General features: G+C 57.7%; 12 protein-coding genes and 1 pseudogene. 6 read left to right on the top strand and 7 right to left on the bottom strand.

Annotation, left to right across the window (positions count from 1 at the left end):
* Nucleotides 1-170 (bottom strand): annotated as a pseudogene (locus GHO03_RS25825) (hypothetical protein); the annotation flags it as partial.
* Nucleotides 171-433: 263 nt separating this feature from the next.
* A complete protein-coding gene (gene uvrD, locus GHO03_RS09600) occupies nt 434-2,617 on the bottom strand; it encodes a DNA helicase II (protein ID WP_153399701.1) in 2,184 nt (727 codons plus the stop codon).
* Nucleotides 2,618-2,810: 193 nt separating this feature from the next.
* Between uvrD and GHO03_RS09595 the strand changes: the two genes are divergently transcribed.
* From GHO03_RS09595 to GHO03_RS09585, 3 genes are all read left to right on the top strand, one after another.
* Nucleotides 2,811-4,346 (top strand): bifunctional diguanylate cyclase/phosphodiesterase, encoded by a 1,536-nt coding sequence (locus GHO03_RS09595; RefSeq protein WP_153399698.1) that lies wholly within the window; start codon nt 2,811-2,813, stop codon nt 4,344-4,346.
* A gap of 157 nt (nt 4,347-4,503) precedes the next feature.
* Entirely contained in the window at nt 4,504-5,370 is an 867-nt protein-coding gene (gene hexR / locus GHO03_RS09590; protein ID WP_094999545.1) for a transcriptional regulator HexR, read from the top strand.
* Between the two features lie 209 nt (nt 5,371-5,579).
* Nucleotides 5,580-5,792: a PA3496 family putative envelope integrity protein gene (locus GHO03_RS09585; RefSeq protein WP_094999544.1), complete on the top strand. Its 213-nt coding sequence runs from the start codon at nt 5,580-5,582 to the stop codon at nt 5,790-5,792.
* Here the strand turns inward: GHO03_RS09585 and GHO03_RS09580 are convergent.
* Nucleotides 5,734-6,696 carry a LysR family transcriptional regulator gene (locus GHO03_RS09580; RefSeq protein WP_094999543.1) on the bottom strand — a complete coding sequence of 321 codons (963 nt, stop codon included), beginning with the start codon at nt 6,694-6,696 and terminating at the stop codon, nt 5,734-5,736. The genes GHO03_RS09585 and GHO03_RS09580 overlap by 59 nt on opposite strands.
* A gap of 190 nt (nt 6,697-6,886) precedes the next feature.
* On the opposite strand from GHO03_RS09580, the gene GHO03_RS09575 reads away from it, so the two are divergent.
* Together GHO03_RS09575 and oadA are read left to right on the top strand one after the other, a co-directional pair.
* The gene (locus GHO03_RS09575; protein WP_016782925.1) at nt 6,887-8,302 is read left to right on the top strand and encodes an acetyl-CoA carboxylase biotin carboxylase subunit; all 1,416 of its coding nucleotides are present in this window, start codon (nt 6,887-6,889) and stop codon (nt 8,300-8,302) included.
* Between the two features lie 11 nt (nt 8,303-8,313).
* Nucleotides 8,314-10,122 (top strand): sodium-extruding oxaloacetate decarboxylase subunit alpha, encoded by a 1,809-nt coding sequence (oadA, locus tag GHO03_RS09570; RefSeq protein WP_094999542.1) that lies wholly within the window; start codon nt 8,314-8,316, stop codon nt 10,120-10,122.
* A 341-nt stretch (nt 10,123-10,463) separates the two neighbouring features.
* Here the strand turns inward: oadA and GHO03_RS09565 are convergent, their stop codons facing one another.
* From GHO03_RS09565 to GHO03_RS09555, 3 genes are read right to left on the bottom strand one after another with little or no spacing between them, the layout of a single operon-like run.
* Nucleotides 10,464-11,144 (bottom strand): GNAT family N-acetyltransferase, encoded by a 681-nt coding sequence (locus GHO03_RS09565; protein WP_153399696.1) that lies wholly within the window; start codon nt 11,142-11,144, stop codon nt 10,464-10,466.
* A 14-nt stretch (nt 11,145-11,158) separates the two neighbouring features.
* The gene (locus GHO03_RS09560; protein WP_095020583.1) at nt 11,159-11,608 is read right to left on the bottom strand and encodes a GNAT family N-acetyltransferase; all 450 of its coding nucleotides are present in this window, start codon (nt 11,606-11,608) and stop codon (nt 11,159-11,161) included.
* 6 nt (nt 11,609-11,614) lie between these two features.
* The gene (locus tag GHO03_RS09555; protein ID WP_095017943.1) at nt 11,615-12,244 is read right to left on the bottom strand and encodes an FMN-binding negative transcriptional regulator; all 630 of its coding nucleotides are present in this window, start codon (nt 12,242-12,244) and stop codon (nt 11,615-11,617) included.
* Between the two features lie 89 nt (nt 12,245-12,333).
* On the opposite strand from GHO03_RS09555, the gene GHO03_RS09550 reads away from it, so the two are divergent.
* A complete protein-coding gene (locus tag GHO03_RS09550; protein WP_153399694.1) occupies nt 12,334-13,890 on the top strand; it encodes a PLP-dependent aminotransferase family protein in 1,557 nt (518 codons plus the stop codon).
* A gap of 102 nt (nt 13,891-13,992) precedes the next feature.
* Here the strand turns inward: GHO03_RS09550 and GHO03_RS09545 are convergent, their stop codons facing one another.
* Nucleotides 13,993-15,024: a histone deacetylase family protein gene (locus tag GHO03_RS09545; protein ID WP_095020581.1), complete on the bottom strand. Its 1,032-nt coding sequence runs from the start codon at nt 15,022-15,024 to the stop codon at nt 13,993-13,995.
* Between the last annotated feature and the right edge of the window lie 30 nt (nt 15,025-15,054).

Raw genomic sequence — 15,054 nt, 5'->3', positions numbered from 1 at the left:
GCGCCTGCGGCACCGGCAGCCGCCGGGGCTGCAGCTGGAGCAGCTTGACGCGTTTGGTGGCTAGGCGCTGCACCCGCGCTTTTGCCGCCACCGAAGCGCTTGGCGTTCGCGTCGATGCTCATCGTCAAGCCGATGCACAACGCCATGGCGATGCTAAGAAAACGTTTCATAAGGGGTTCCCATTTGTGGATATCACGCGCGCCATGTTGCACAGATGAGTTGTGACTGGCTAGCGGTGAAGTGTTTCGGGCTTTTGCTTATTTGTTTGTAGGGCTAGGATTTATTTTGCGTAGGAGAACATGTGGGAGCGAGCCTGCTCGCGAAAGCGGTGTATCAGCCAACAATAATATTGATTGATGTGTTCTCTTAGCGAGCAGGCTCGCTCCCACAGCGGTTTGCCTTACCTTATTCCCGCCAAGCTGTCGGGTTGCTGTCAGACCGCCTCAAGTTTGGCGTAGCCCATCATCAGCCATTTGCTGCCTTCGCTGAAGTTGACCTGTACCCGTGCCTGGGCACCTGCACCCTCGAAATTGAGGATGACGCCTTCGCCGAAGACCGCATGCTTGACCATCTGGCCGAGCTTGAATTCGGTTTCGGGAATCTCCGAACCACCAAACAGGGTGCTGGCGCTCTGCTTTTGACCGCCGCCGAAAGGACGACTGACACTGTTGGACAGTCTGACTTCCTGGATCAGGCCCTTTGGTACTTCGCGTACGAAGCGTGAAACCTTATTGTAGGTTTCGCTGCCGTACAGGCGTCGGGTTTCTGCGTAGGTCATCACCAGGTTTTGCATGGCGCGGGTAATGCCTACGTAGGCCAGGCGTCGTTCCTCTTCGAGGCGACCGGGCTCTTCCAGGCTCATTTTGTGCGGGAACAGGCCTTCTTCCATGCCTACCAGGAACACGTACGGGAACTCCAGGCCTTTGGCGCTGTGCAGCGTCATCAGCTGAATACCGTCTTCATGCTCTTCGGCCTGGGTATCGCCAGCCTCCAGTGAGGCATGCCCGAGGAAGGCGGCCAATGGCGACAGCTCTTCGTCTTCGTCATTGTTCTCAAAGTTGCGTGCTGCGCTGACCAGCTCCTCAAGGTTTTCTACCCGGGCCTGGCCTTTTTCGCCTTTTTCCGCCTGATGGTAGGCAATCAGCCCGCTTTGCTCGATCACGGTTTGCGTCATCAGATGCAGAGGCATGTCCATGACTTTTGCCGCGAGGTTTTCGATCAGTTCCATAAAGCCGGCAATGGCACCCGAAGCACGGCCCGGCAGGGCTTTATTGGCGATCAGCTGGCGCATTGCTTCCCACATCGACACGTCGCTGTGACGTGCGTGTTCGCGAATGGCTTCGACGGTTTTTTCGCCAATGCCGCGGGCAGGTACGTTAATCACCCGCTCCAGCGCCGCATCATTGCCGCGACCTTCGAGCAGGCGCATATAGGCCATGGCATTTTTGATTTCCGCGCGTTCGAAGAAGCGCTGGCCACCATAGATGCGGTAAGGGATGCGCTCGCGCAGCAAGGCTTCTTCAAGCACTCGCGACTGGGCGTTGGAACGGTACAAGATGGCGATATCGCTATGGGCGATGCCGGTTTTCAGAGCGCTTTCGATGGTTTCGACCACGTAGCGCGCTTCGTCATGTTCGTTGAACGCGGCGTACAGATTGATGGCTTCGCCTTCGCCGCCGTCAGTCCACAGCTCTTTGCCCATGCGCCCGGTGTTGTTGGCAATCAGGGCATTGGCCGCTTTGAGGATGCCCGCCGTGGAGCGGTAATTTTGCTCCAGACGAATGGTCTCGGCATCCGGGAAGTCGGTTGAGTACTGATAGATGTTTTCGATTTTTGCGCCGCGCCAGCCGTAGATCGACTGGTCGTCATCACCGACCACCATCAGGCTGTCGCCGCCCTGGGCCAGCAACCGTAGCCAGGCATATTGCACGGCGTTGGTATCCTGGAATTCGTCTACCAGGATGTGCCGGAAGCGTTTCTGGTAATGCGCCAGCAAGCCCGGGTTGTCGCGCCACAAATCAAGGGCACGCAGCAGCAGCTCGGAAAAATCGATCACACCGGCGCGTTGGCACGCGACCTCATAGGCCTCGTAAATATTGCGCATGGTGGCCAGGAACAAGTCGCCGCTGGCCTGGATATGTTTGGGGCGAAGGCCTTCGTCTTTTTGACCGTTGATAAACCACTGGGCCTGACGTACGGGCCAGCGCTGTTCATCCAGCCCCAGCTCACGGATCACACGCTTGACCAGGCGTTGCTGGTCGTCGCTGTCGAGGATCTGGAATGTCTGGCTAAGGCCGGCTTCTTGCCAGTGAGCCCGCAGCAGACGGTGAGCCAGGCCGTGGAAGGTGCCGACCCACATGCCTGCCGGGTTGATACCCATCAACTGCTCGATGCGGTGGCGCATCTCGGCAGCGGCCTTGTTGGTGAACGTCACCGACAGCACAGAGTGCGGGGACGCGTTTTCGACCTGGATCAGCCAGGCGATACGGTGCACCAGCACACGGGTTTTGCCGGAACCAGCGCCGGCCAGGACCAACTGACGCCCGACACTGGCCGTGACGGCCTCACGTTGGGCATCGTTGAGAGAATTTAACAAGAGAGAGAGATCATCGCGCATCGGGGCATTTTAGGGGCTGTTGGTGTTTCATTGCTAGCTGCGTGGCCGCCTTGGGCCGAGCGGTCTAAAAGCCGGACAATAAATGTGCCTGGCTGATTTCATTCATTTAATAGCGCCTGTGCGTTTGGTCACGGGCATTGCTTGTGTATGCTCGGGCGACTTTTTGGCTCATCTACTGATAAGAATTTCGCCGATGGTTCAGAGTTTAAATTCGCCGGGTGTTTTTTTCGGCATAGGCATCGGTTTTTTCCTGCTGGCGGGCGGTCTGGGATGGCAGGTCAAGCGGATCAGGCAACGGCGCATGGTGCGCCGCTTGCGGCATCAAGGTTTGCGTGAAGATTTGCAGCAAGCGAATGTCCGTAGTGAGCAACTCAATACCCAGCTTGCCTATGAGGTCGAGCAACGCCGTTTGAGCGAAGCGCGGGTGCGCCACCTGACCCGTTTTGATGAGATGACCGGGCTGGCCAACCGCCTTCTGTTCAAGGAACGCCTGGAGGAGGCTAGCCAGCGTGTACGCCAGGGCTCGTGCAACCTGACGTTGCTGCACATCAATCTCGATCGTTTCAAATTGCTCAATGACAATTTCGGGCATGAGCTGGCGGACCATGTGCTGCAAAAAATGGCCGAACGCATCACCAAGGCCTTGCCTGAGGCCGACACCATTGCGCGCCTGTCGGGTGATGAATTTGCAGTGCTGTTTGATGCCTATAACAGCCTGACCAGCCTGGCGCGGGTCGCGACCCGGCTGCTGGACAAGCTCGGTCGGCCGCTGGTGGTGGATGGCCATGAGTTGGTCATCAGTGTGTCAATGGGCATCAGCATGTTGCCCGACAGCGCGCGCGATATTGCCAGCCTGGTCCATCATGCCAACAAGGCCATGCAGCAGGCCAAGCACCTGGGCGGCGGCAGGTTTCAGTTCTACAGTGACAGCCTGCATGGCAGCTCCCTTGAACGGCTGCAGCTGGAAAACCAACTGCGCAAAGCCATTAGCGAACGCCAGCTCAACGTGTTCTATCAACCCAAGCTGTGCCTGGCCACAGGGCGTCTGCACGCCGCCGAAGCGTTGGTGCGCTGGGATCACCCGCAACTGGGTAATGTGCCGCCAGGCAACTTTATTGTCCTTGCCGAAGAGACCGGCCTGATCAGCGCCATCGGTGAATTTGTACTGCGCGAAGCCTGCCGACAAGCGTGTGAATGGCAACGAGCAGGGCTGGCGCCAATACGGGTATCGGTGAACTTGTCGGGGCATCAGTTGCGCCAGGGCAAGCTGGTCAGCCTGGTGCGCCAGGTACTTGAAGAAACCGGGCTGGCGCCGCACTGCCTGGAACTGGAACTGACAGAAAGCCAGTTGCTCGACAATGTTGAATACGTCATCGCTACCTTCCAGCAATTGCATGAACTGGGGGTGAAGCTGGCAATCGATGATTTTGGCACCGGCTATTCATCGCTCAGTTACCTCAAGCGATTTGCGGTGGATTACGTAAAAATCGATAAAACGTTTATTCACGGCGTGGGCCGTTGCAGCGAAGACGAGGCCATCACCCTCGCAATTATTGCCATGGCCCACAGTCTGGGCCTTAAAGTGGTGGCAGAAGGCGTTGAAAACGAGGCGCAGCTGGCATTTCTCAAGACTCGCCAGTGCGACGAAGTGCAGGGCTATTTGATCAGTCGTCCGATAAACGCAGTGCAATTCAGCGATTTACTGCGTAACGGTGTAGTGGTCTTGTAGTGCCAAAAAGGGCTACATGGCCCTCAAGCGGCTTGAATCAAGGGAGATAACTGGATAGTTGATGGCGTATTGGCTGGGCAGAAAACGAATTCTTGTAGTATAACTACAAGATTGCTACATCCCCGGCGCCCGCCGCTTACAGACCGAGTCCTGCCCTTTGAACCTGCTGCAACATATTGCCCAGTCACGCCACCTGTTACGTAAATCGGAACTCAAGGTCGCCGATCACGTGCTGCTTGATCCTGCGGCTGTAATGCACAGTTCCATGGCCGACCTTGCCCACAGTGTCGGAATCAGCGAGCCGACCATCGTGCGTTTTTGCCGGGCGATAGGCTGTTCCGGGTTTCAGGACCTGAAGCTCAAGCTGGCGCAAAGCCTGGCGGCCGGCGCCAGTTTTGGTCAGTTCGCGATCCATGAAGACGATTCGGTAGCGGACTACAGCCTGAAAATTTTCGACACCACGCTGCATACCTTGATGGACGTGCGCGAGAAGCTCGATCCGATAGCGCTGCAGCGTGCCGTGACAGCCATGTCGCAAGCGCAGCGTGTCGAGTTTTATGGGTTTGGTGCCTCGGGCGCGGTTGCGGCGGATGCCCAGCACAAGTTTTTCCGTCTGTTGCTGACCGCGGCGGCCTATTCCGACCCGCATATGCAAGCGATGTCGGCCGTGACCTTGAAGCCTACCGACGTGGCGATCTGCATTTCCCAGTCGGGCCGTTCCAAAGACTTGCTGATCACCGCCAACCTGGTGCGTGAAAGCGGCGCGACCCTGATTACCTTGTGCCCGAGCCAGACGCCGCTGGCGGAGCTGGCAACCGTCAATCTGGCGATCGATGTGCATGAAGACACCGAAATCTATACCCCGCTGACCTCGCGTATTGCCCACCTGGTAGTGATTGACGTGTTGGCAATGGGTGTTGCCATGGCCCGAGGCCCGAGCCTGGTCAACCACCTCAAGAGCGTCAAGCGCAGCCTGCGCAGCTTGCGTCTGTCGCCTAAATCACTGAAAAGCCACGAAGATTAAAAGCGCACAACATCTTCTGTGGGAGCGGGCTTGCTCGCGATAGGGAATGCCGCCGTGTGACAGACACACCGCAGCGCCTGAATCGCGAGCAAGCCCGCTCCCACGCAGAGCTCACATTCAGCGTTCATCCCCCTGTCATCCCACCTTCGCCAAGTCGTCATAAACAACGTGCATCGTAAAGCTCCCGTACACGCCTTGGGAGACTCGAAATGGCTCAGCCTTACGAAGAACGCAATAGCGCCGTCAAAACCCGCCGTCAGCAAGAAGACCAGCGCCGCATGGCCTTCCGTCGCGCGATTGAAGACCATACGAGCCAGCGCCAACTGCGTCTGGAAACCTCTGACTACCCTGACCTGGGGTCGATCAACTACTGGCAGTCTGCGTCGGCAAGTGACCGTCGAAGCGCTCAACCAACGCGCTGATTTGCAGGCGCTCACTGCGAATAAACCCCAGAAATGCATGCGCTACCGGTGACAGGCGCTTGGCCTTGGCCTGCACCACGCACCAGCTGCGATACAGCGGCAACTCCTCGACCGGCAGTTCGCACAGCAGGCCGGTCGCCAGCTCCAGGCTGACGGCGTGGCGGGTCAATAACGCCACGCCCAACCCGGCTACCGCGCACTCGCGCTGCGACTCGTTGGACGACACTTCCAGCGTCTGATTGAAGTGCACGCGCTTTTCCTTGAAATACTCCTCACACGCCATGCGCGTGCCCGAACCCTGCTCGCGCATCAGCAAGGTATAAGGCTCCAGATCCTGCAAATGCAGCGGACCCCGGTTGCACAACGGATGATCAGCGGGAGCCACGGCCACAATCGGGTTGTTCAGAAACGGCAAGAATTCCAGGCCCATGTCCTGCGGCACCATCGACATGATCACCAGATCATCGCGGTTATCTGACAGCCGACGAACGGCCTGCGCCCGGTTGACCACCGTCAGTTGCAAATTGACTTCCGGATGCTGGCGCTTGAAGGCCGCAAACAGATGCGGCACAAAATATTTCGCGCTCGACTCTACGGCCAGTTTCAACTGGCCTTGCAATGACCCGAGCATGTCGGAAAGTTGCATGTCGAGGTTTTCCAGCCGGCCGAAAATATCCCGACTGGCCAACTGAAGCGCTTCAGCGGCTTCGGTCATGTACAGCTTTTTGCCGACGTACTCGAACAATGGTTGGCCAACCAGCTCTTCAAGCTGACGAATTTGTAGACTTACGGCGGGTTGCGTCAGCGACATTTCTTCTGCTGCGCGGCTGTAAGAACGCAAATCACAGACTTCGTTAAACACCTGTAATTGGCGAAAAGTGATACGCATCAATGACTTACGCATTTTTATAAAATTATCCGAAGCGACAAGTGATCTGACTATAAGTTGTTACTTATGCACGACCCAAGAATTATTGATTTTTGTTTATCACTGCGTGGGTCTAGTGTGACGACACAACGGTTCAGACACATTTGGACACGTGCCGACCTGGTCTAGCAGGTCGTTTGTTCCATAGGCTTTAGGGAAAATCCAAGTGATAAAAAAGATCCTGATCGCCAACCGCGGAGAAATCGCCGTCCGCATCGTGCGTGCCTGCGCCGAGATGGGGATTCGCTCTGTAGCGGTCTATTCCGAAGCTGATCGGCATGCCTTGCACGTCAAGCGCGCCGACGAAGCACACAATATCGGCGAAGACCCGCTGGCCGGTTATTTGAATCCGCGCAAGCTGGTGAACCTGGCGGTTGAAACCGGTTGTGATGCTCTGCATCCCGGTTACGGTTTTTTGTCAGAAAACGCTGAGTTGGCTGATATCTGCGCCGAGCGCGGGATCAAGTTCATCGGTCCGGCCGCTGAAGTCATTCGCCGTATGGGCGACAAGACTGAAGCGCGTCGCAGCATGATCAAGGCCGGTGTGCCGGTCACGCCGGGCACTGAAGGCAACGTTGCCGACATCCACGAAGCCTTGATTGAAGGCGAACGCATTGGCTACCCGGTGATGCTCAAGGCCACCTCGGGTGGTGGCGGTCGCGGCATTCGTCGCTGCAACAGCCGTGAAGAACTCGAGCAAGCCTTCCCGCGGGTGATCTCGGAAGCGACCAAGGCCTTTGGTTCGGCCGAAGTGTTCCTCGAAAAATGCATCGTCAACCCCAAGCATATCGAGGCGCAAATTCTCGGCGACAGCTTTGGCAACGTGGTGCATCTGTTTGAGCGCGACTGCTCGATCCAGCGTCGCAACCAAAAGCTGATCGAAATCGCCCCGAGCCCGCAGCTGACCCCGGAACAGCGTGCCTATATCGGCGACCTGTCTGTGCGCGCAGCCAAGGCCGTGGGTTACGAGAACGCCGGTACCGTGGAGTTCCTGCTCGCCGAGGGCGAGGTGTACTTCATGGAGATGAACACTCGGGTGCAGGTGGAGCACACCATCACCGAAGAAATTACCGGCATCGACATTGTTCGTGAACAGATTCGTATCGCCTCTGGCCTGCCGCTCTCGATCAAGCAGGAAGACGTGCAGCATCGCGGCTTTGCCCTGCAGTTCCGGATCAACGCCGAAGACCCGAAAAACAACTTCCTGCCCAGTTTCGGCAAGATCACCCGTTACTACGCGCCCGGCGGCCCCGGTGTACGTACCGACACGGCGATCTACACCGGCTATACCATCCCGCCGTATTACGACTCCATGTGTCTGAAACTGGTGGTGTGGGCCCTGACCTGGGAAGAAGCGATGGACCGTGGTTTGCGCGCCCTCGACGACATGCGTCTGCAAGGGGTCAAAACCACCGCCGCGTATTACCAGGAAATCCTGCGTAACCCGGAATTCCGTAGTGGCCAGTTCAACACCAGCTTCGTAGAAAGCCACCCTGAGCTGACCAACTACTCGATCAAGCGCAAACCCGAAGAGTTGGCCCTGGCCATCGCTGCCGCCATCGCCGCCCACGCAGGCCTGTGAGGAAAAGAATAATGAGCAAGAAGATTTTCGTAACTGACACCATCCTGCGTGACGCCCACCAGTCGCTGCTGGCCACCCGCATGCGCACTGAAGACATGCTGCCGATCTGCGACAAGCTCGACAAAGTCGGCTACTGGTCCCTGGAAGTCTGGGGCGGCGCGACCTTTGATGCCTGCGTGCGTTTCCTCAAGGAAGATCCGTGGGAGCGTCTGCGCCAACTGCGTGCCGCCTTGCCCAACACGCGTCTGCAAATGTTGCTGCGCGGCCAGAACCTGCTGGGCTATCGCCATTACAGCGACGACGTGGTCAAAGCCTTCGTCGCCAAAGCAGCAGTCAACGGCATCGACGTGTTCCGCATCTTCGACGCCATGAACGACGTGCGTAACCTGCGTGTGGCCATCGAGGCGGTCAAAGCTGCCGGCAAGCATGCCCAAGGCACCATCGCCTATACCACCAGTCCGGTACATACCACCGAGGCGTTTGTGGCGCAGGCCAAGCAGATGGAAGCCATGGGCTGCGACTCGGTCGCCATCAAAGACATGGCTGGCCTGCTGACGCCGTACGCCACGGGTGAACTGGTCAAGGCGCTGAAAGCCGAAATCACTCTGCCGATCTTTATTCACTCCCATGACACCGCCGGTCTGGCTGCCATGTGCCAGCTCAAGGCTATCGAGAATGGCGCAGACCACATTGATACCGCGATCTCCAGCTTCGCGTGGGGCACCAGCCACCCGGGCACCGAGTCGATGGTTGCCGCGCTCAAAGGCAGTGAATACGACACCGGTCTCGATCTGTCGCTGTTGCAGGAAATCGGCATGTACTTCTACGCAGTGCGTAAGAAGTATCACCAGTTTGAAAGCGAATTCACCGCTGTAGATACCCGTGTTCAGGTTAACCAGGTGCCGGGCGGGATGATTTCCAACCTTGCCAACCAGCTCAAAGAGCAGGGTGCGCTGAACCGCATGAGCGAAGTGCTGGCCGAAATCCCGCGTGTGCGTGAAGACCTCGGTTACCCGCCGCTGGTGACACCAACGTCGCAAATTGTGGGTACTCAGGCATTCTTCAACGTATTGGCGGGTGAGCGTTACAAAACCATCACCAACGAAGTGAAGCTCTACCTGCAAGGCGGCTACGGCAAGGCGCCGGGCGTGGTCAACGAGCAACTGCGTCGTCAGGCCATTGGCAACGAAGAGCTGATCGACGTACGCCCTGCGGACCTGCTAAAGCCCGAAATGGTCAAGCTGCGTGCTGAAATTGGTGCCCTGGCCCAGTCGGAAGAAGACGTACTGACCTTCGCCATGTTCCCGGATATCGGTCGCAAGTTCCTTGAGGAGCGCGCTGCAGGCACTCTGACCCCAGAAGTGCTGCTGCCTATCCCTGAGGCTGGCGGTGTCACCAAGGCGAGCGGTGAGGGCGTGCCGACCGAGTTCGTGATCGACGTGCACGGTGAGAGCTATCGCGTTGACATCACCGGTGTGGGCGTCAAGGCTGAAGGCAAGCGTCACTTCTACCTGTCCATCGATGGCATGCCGGAAGAGGTGGTGTTCGAACCCCTCAACGAATTTGTTGGTGGCACCTCAAGCAAGCGCAAGCAGGCCAGCGAGCCAGGCCATGTGAGCACGGCAATGCCAGGCAACATCGTTGATGTACTGGTCGCTGTAGGCGATGTGGTCAAGGCGGGTCAGTCGGTACTGATCACCGAAGCGATGAAAATGGAAACTGAAGTCCAGGCCGGCATCGCAGGCAAAATCGTCACCATCCATGTAATCAAGGGCGATCGCGTTAATCCGGGCGAAATTCTGATCGAAATCGAAGCCTGATACTGTCTTTGATGTAAACGCTTTAAACCTCGGGGGGGCATGTGCTCCCCTTTTTTTTGCTCTTGAATTGAGGCTTTTTCGCAGGTTCGATTCAAGGAGTCTGGCGACGACAAGGCTGGAAAAGCGCCTGTAGCGCCTAGCAAGTAGGGCGAGGTGTGGTGTGCCCGTACGAGGCGTTAGACATAGGTCGCTGAGCCATGGTGTTTCAGGTGCATCGCGCTGCTACGAGTGTTTGCGCTTCTCCCTGTGCAACAGGGGTATCAAGCGGTCGCGTAGCGCAAATGTGTTTATTCCAAGCACAAAAACGCCCAGCAGTCCTTGCTGGGCGTATTGATCAAATTTTATACAACTGTGGCTCTGCATTCTTCCAGGGTCTTTATTTGGCCGCTTTCTGGTTGGTTATCCAATGCCAGCCATTTTTCGAAACCTGCCGCTAGTGGGGGCCATTCCGTACTAATAATTCTGTACCACGTGGTATCACGGTTTTTACCTTTAACCACCATATGCTGGCGGAAAACTCCTTCGTATGTGTACCCCAATCGTACTGCAGTACGCTTTGATCTTGCGTTATCGTTGTTGCACTTCCATTCCAGACGCCGGTTGCCCAGGGCGAAGGCTTCCTTGGCGAGCAGGTAGACCGCCTCCGTGCTTTTCGGTGAGCGTTGCATGGGTGCGCCAAAGGCGACGTGGCCGATCTCGATACGCCCGTGCTCCGGGACGATGCACATCAGGCTAAGCAAGCCTTGTGCCTCACCGCTGGGCTTGTCGATAACGGCATAGAAATGTGGATCACGGCTATCGGCATGCTTTTGCAGCCAAGCGTCAAAGGTCGGACGCTCGTTAAATGGACCGTAGGGCAGGTAGTCCCACAGCTTGGGATCGGCCTGCGGCCCTTGTAAGGCTAGCCATAGTTCATCGCCATGACGTTCGGGGTCGAGCTTTTCCAGACGAATGAATCGCCCTTCGAGGGTGCGGGTATCCGGGGTTTTAGCCGCCAGCCAACGTTCTAGAGAGTCGGGCATTGCGCGTTCCTTATTTATGACAAGGTTTTGCGAAACTGAATAAAGCCGGGGCGCTCGCCAATGCGCTCATACAACTGAATAGCCGTGGCGTTGGTTTCCTGGGTGAGCCAATGCACTTTGCAGCAGTCCTTGGCGCGGGCGGCTGCGTATACATGCTCGATTAACTGACGACCCACCCCCTTGCCGCGCACATCGGGACTGACAAACAGGTCTTGAAGATAGCAGGCGTCTTTGATGCTCCAGTTGGTGCGGTGATAAACGCACTGCACCATGCCCACCGCTTTGTCGTCTTGCCAGGCCAGGGCCAGGGTGGTCGGTTCTGCCGGGTCGAGAAAACGCGCCCAGGTTGATTGGCTGATTTCGTCGGACAGCTCGGTTTTGTAGAAGCGCAAGTAAGCCTGCCAAAGTGGTAGCCACTGTTCGCGATCGGTGGCGGTGGCAGGTTTGATTTGGATTTGAGCCATTTTCAGTTATTCCTTAACCATTAAATGAGCGAGTGCGTGGTCTTGCGGGTTGGGGTTGGCCAGCAGGCCCTGGCGCACACCAGCCTGGTCGCGGGCGTCGCGGTTCTGGCTGAGTTTGCGTTTGCCTTGCAGGCGGGTGATAGGCAGGCGAAAGCCCACAATGGCCTTGAGCATGCTGTCGACATAGTCGGCGGGGGCGTCGCTGACAGCCCAGGGCGCGGGGCGATTGGCTTCATGCCTGTCGCTCAGGCGGCTGACCAGTGCCAGCAAACGTTCGGCATCATCGAACACCTCGGCCATGCCATAAGCGTGTACGGCCAGGTAATTCCAGGTGGGTACGGCTTTTCCGTGGTCGGCCTTGCCTGGGTAAAAGGTCGGGCTGATATAGGCCTGTTCGCCGGCAAAGATCACCAGTGCTTCCGTGCCTTGGGCCAGGTCCTGCCAGTGTGGATTGGCCCGAGCCAGGTGCCCGTACAATGTGCCGCACGGGCCTTCGTCGGGGTTCAACAGCATAGGCACATGACTGGCGAGCAGGCCCTGGCTGGCATGTGTGACCAGCACGGGCAGGGGGGAGGCCTGCATCTGCTGGTGCAGGATTTTAATGTCGTCTACGGCGAAGGCGCGGGGTACGTACATGGAAATTATCCTTGGCGATTGGCTTTATCCTAGGCAGGCTATTGGTTGGTTGTAAGAGCCATTAATGGTCAATTTCACAGGTCCAATCCATGAAGGATTCAGTTCTTTCCATCGCCTTCAACCCCGCCGGGATCGAGCTTGATCCCAAAAAGGGTCTGAGCCGCCAGCTGTATCTGGCATTGCGCCAACGTGTGCTGGATGGTCGTTTGAATGGCGGCTCGCGCTTGCCAGCCAGCCGTGACATGGCCGGTGCCTTGGGGATTTCCCGCAATAGTGTGATGCGGGCCTATGACCAGTTGTATGCCGAAGGATTTATTGAGGGGAGAGTTGGGGACGGTACTTATGTGGCCAAATTGCCAGAAAAAGCCCTGCCGCTAAAAAAGTTGTCCACCAACTTACCCACAGGCTTTTCAACAGGCTTATCCCCAGGGTTATCCACAAAACAGCCTGAAATACCTGTAATTACATCCAGTAAATTTATCCACAGCACGGCTCTGAGCAGGGTTGCAACCCATGCATTGGACCTGCCACCCAGTGGTGTTCCCCGCGCATTTCGGGTGGGTGTTCCGGCGTTCGACTTATTCCCTTTCGAGGTATGGAGCAAGCTGCAGGCGGCTTTTTGGCGTAAGCCGGAGTTGCAACATCTGTGCTACGGCGATCCTGCAGGTGATGAGCGTCTGCGTGCATTGATTGCGGCTTATTTGCGTACTTCACGAGGTTTATCGTGTACGGCTGAGCAAATTTTGATCACCAGTGGTGCGCAGCAAGGAATTAGCCTTTGTGCACAGCTGCTGGTGGAGCCGGGCGAAGGGGTGGCTGTGGAAAACCCCGGCTATCGCGCAGCTGCCTATGCCTTTGCGATTGCCGGGGCGAATGTGCAGGGCGTGGCGGTGGATCAGGACGGTATGGACTGTTCGGCGCTGGCGCATTTGAGCAACTGCCGGCTGGCCTATGTCACGCCCTCCCATCAATACCCCAGCGGGGTCACCATGAGCCTGGCCCGGCGCCTGGAACTGCTGGCCTGGGCCGAGCGTACAGAGGGCTGGATTGTCGAAGACGACTACGATGGCGAGTACCGCTATAGCGGTGCGCCGCTGGCCCCGCTGGCAGCACTGGACCGCAGCGGGCGGGTGATTTATGTCGGTACCTTCGGCAAGGTGGCGTTTCCGGCGTTGCGCCTGGGGTATCTGGTGCTGCCAAAGGGGCTGATCGAGCCGTTTGCCCGCCGGCGCTCGCTGGATATGCGCCATTCGGAGGTCGGCACTCAGGCGGTGATGGCCGAGTTTATGGCGGCGGGGCATTTTCAGCGGCATATACGGAGGATGCGTCGCGCGGCTTTGAGTCGCCGTGATGTATTGCTGGCCAACTGGCCACAGGGGTTGGCGGAGGTTGGGGCCATGCCGGGTATCGCGGCGGGCTTGCATGTGGCGGTGCCGGTGGCGAGTTTGGCTCGTGAGCAGCAACTGCTGGCGCAGGCCCGGGCAGTGGACGTGGAGATCAACGGGCTGAACAGTTATTGGTTGCAGGATTCGAGTGAGCCTGTGGATAACCGCGCGGGATTGGTGTTGGGGTTTGCAGCGGTACCCGAAGTGGAGATCAAGGCGGCGCTGGAGCGGCTGGGTAAGGTGTGGAATGGCAGCCGTTGAACCTGTGGGAGCGGGCTTGCTCGCGAGGGGGGCACCGCATTAATTCAGACAGACCGCACCGGCTGAATTGCGAGCAAGCCCGCTCCCACAGGAAGGGCTTGATCATTGCGCGCTTTCAAACCCCTCCAGCACATTCACCGCATTCACGCCGATTTCCTCTACGGCGTAACCACCTTCCATCACAAATAGTGTCGGTTTGCCCAGCCGCGCAATACGCTCACCCATGCGCAGGTAGTCCGGGCTGTCGAGTTTGAATTGGGAAATCGGGTCGTTCTTGAATGTATCCACACCCAGCGAAACCACGATTACGCCAGCGTCATAGCGCTCGATTTCAGCGCAGGCCAATTCCAGCGCCGCGCTCCAGCGATCCCAGGCCGAACCCGCAGCCAGCGGGTAGTTGAAGTTGAAGCCTTCCCCGGGCCCTTCCCCCAGTTCGTCTTCGTAGCCCAGAAAGAACGGAAACTCGGCCTCAGGATGGCCGTGAATCGAGGTAAACAGCACGTCGTTACGTTCATAGAAAATCGACTGCGTACCATTACCGTGATGGTAATCAACGTCGAGGATAGCCACCTTGCTGTGGCCTTGATCGAGAAAGGCCTGGGCTGCTATGGCGGCGTTATTCAGGTAGCAGTAACCGCCCATCAAGTCGCTGGCGGCGTGATGCCCCGGTGGCCGGCAAAGTGCGAAAGCACTGTGGGCGCCGTTTTGAATTTCGGCTTGGGCAGTCAGGGCTACTTGCGCTGCACTGTAAGCCGCTTGCCATGTGCCCGCAGTAATCGGCGCTCCGCCGTCGAAGCTGTAATACCCAAGCTGGCCATGCAGGCTGGTGGGCAGAACGGCACGTAAAGTACGGGCAGGCCAGGTATAAGGCAGCAAGTCACCGTCGCGGCCATGTTGGGCCCAGCGGTCCCAGGCACCCTGGAAAAAGTCCAGGTAGGCCGCACTGTGAATCCGCTCGATAGGCCCGCGGCCGAAGTCTTGCGGGGCGCTCACTGGGCCGAGTTCACGGGTTTGTACACGTTGCAAAATATGGTCGGCCCGTGATGGCATTTCAAAGCAGGGCAACAGTTGCCCGTCCATCAACTCACAACGGCCATGATGCAGGTGGTGATCGTCCGAATAGATCGTCAGCATTGTCTTGTTCTCCCAGGGCATGAGCGGTTG

This window comes from Pseudomonas sp. FSL R10-1339 (genome assembly GCF_009600545.1).
Classification (GTDB): Bacteria; Pseudomonadota; Gammaproteobacteria; order Pseudomonadales; family Pseudomonadaceae; genus Aquipseudomonas; species Aquipseudomonas bubulae.
Note: the sequence above shows the minus strand (reverse complement) of the source record. Positions and strands in the feature narration are given on the sequence as shown.